Annotated in this window: 2 protein-coding genes; both read right to left on the bottom strand. The window is 45.3% G+C overall.

All coding sequences use genetic code 11. The features are described 5' to 3' along the window. The coding region (locus tag AB4496_RS28515; protein WP_372133433.1) for a cobalt-precorrin 5A hydrolase at positions 1-939 on the bottom strand (939 nt) is incomplete at its 3' end. Continuing rightward, on the bottom strand, positions 939-1,769 hold the full coding sequence (cobI, locus tag AB4496_RS28510; protein WP_102258165.1) for a precorrin-2 C(20)-methyltransferase: 831 nt from the start codon (positions 1,767-1,769) through the stop codon (positions 939-941). The genes AB4496_RS28515 and cobI, both read right to left, overlap by 1 nt. Between the last annotated feature and the right edge of the window lie 153 nt (positions 1,770-1,922).

Genomic DNA, 1,922 nt, shown 5'->3' with positions numbered 1-1,922 from the left:
CCCTTCAACGCCGTCGAGTTGCTCGGCTGAATAAGTGTGGAAAGGAATTTGGCTTTCAGACGAGAGTTCTAAAATACCTTTTTCATCTGCTTTTAAAGCGATACTGGCGAAAGCTGAAACACTGGCTTTTGCTAGGTTATATTCAGTCAGGAAAACATCGATACCTGCTTTCAATACATGCAAAGGAGTATTGCGGTCACAACCTATTCCAAGTACAAGCGATTTTGGTCGCCACAGTACGGTTTTATTTTTTAAGTCGGCGTAACCTTTTGGTTGTGCTTCATCTGAAATCAGAACTAAACCATCCCAATCATCAGTACTGATTTGAGAAAGGTCTGTATCGCTTAGTGCTGGGTGGGTAATGATGTGTCTTGGCATGGAACGTTTGTTCTGCCACCAGTTCTGTTCGCCAGCGTGCTGCACGATTAGAATGCGTTTTTCATTTACAACTGCTGCACTGGTGGCGGTGATCGCGGGTTCGCATTGTGGATCAAGTGTCCAACCAAATGGCGATCCGAGCATATCAACCGACAAACTGCCGGCAGCGTCAGAAGCGGTGGTGATTACAGGAGTCGCGTTGAGTGCTTGTGAGACTTGTAACGCGATCCCATTTGCGCCACCGCGATGACCAGATAGCATAGGGATCACGAATTGGCCGTGATCGTCAATGCAGATCACGCCGGGGTCGGTGCGTTTGTCTTCTAGCAAAGGGCCGATCATTCGGCTGACAATACCCGCAGCAAAAAAGCAGATATGGTGATCATATTGCTTAAATTGAGGAGGAAGAAAACCAGAAAGCGGCAGGGTTAACTCATCGGCTTCTGGGTATTCTTCTTGTCCAACTGGTGCAATAAAGACATCAGCAAACGGAAACGTTTTAGCTAAGCGTTTGGCTTGCCTTGCTCCGTGTAGCGTGATGGCATAAATGGCGATTTTCATTACGCTTTACCGGCAATAGTTTTATCGATGCTATCTTTACCACTATCAGCTTTACCACCATCAAGAACGGCACATTTCTTTGATTCATTAGTACCACGTAGTACGCCACGACGAGCGCGAACTGAAAGCTGAACCATAGAGAAGTAGCGGTTTTCATTCGGTACATCGCGTAGGTCAGAGTAAAGCTCTTGTTTTTCTGTGGTGGCATGCGACACGTAGGTTGCACAATCCAACATGTCCATCGACTCAAGTTGAGTGATCAGCTTGGGGATAACGCGACCTGCTTTGATTAACATGATGGTGTCAAAATCTTCGACTAGCTTTTCTAAACACTCGATACCCCATGTCGCAGGTACAACACAAAAACGCTCCTGACCGTCAGCAAGTGGAATTTTTGTTTGTGATGGAATAGCGGTAACTGAAGTGATACCCGGAATGATCACCGGATCAAGTTCAGGAAGTAGCTCTGTCAGTTCTTCTTGGATGTATGCCCATGTGCTGTAAACCGATGGATCACCTTCGGTTGCAAATGCCACGTCTTTACCTTGCTTTAATAGTTCAACAATTGTGACGGCGGCTTTACGCCATGCAGGAACGTTGATGCTTGGGTCACGCGTCATTGGGAAGTGCAAAAATAGGTATTCGCCTTTCATGCTTTCAGGGCTAACAGAACCCGCTGCAATTTGTTGAGCAAAAGAGTGGTTACTGCCCGCGTCTTTTTCTGGAAACGCGACAATGTCGACGGTGCTGAGTAGTCGGTGAGCTTTAAGTGTTAATAATTCTGGGTCTCCAGTGCCGACACCAATTACGTACATAGTTCCTAATTTCATCTGTGCTTTCTCTAATTATGTTTTTATTTAATTTGTTGAGTGGCGCTTAATTAAAAAATTAAGCGATTATTTCTGAATAAACGGCTTGGTAAAAATAAATAAGTGAATCGGATTTTCTGATTGATAACGGGTGTAGTGAGCGAGTGGTACACC

Origin of the sequence: Vibrio sp. 10N.222.46.A1 (assembly GCF_041473595.1) — a bacterium.
GTDB classification, from domain to species: Bacteria; Pseudomonadota; Gammaproteobacteria; order Enterobacterales; family Vibrionaceae; genus Vibrio; species Vibrio tasmaniensis_A.
The sequence above is the reverse complement of the archived record's forward strand: the minus strand, read 5'-3'. Positions and strand labels throughout refer to the sequence as shown.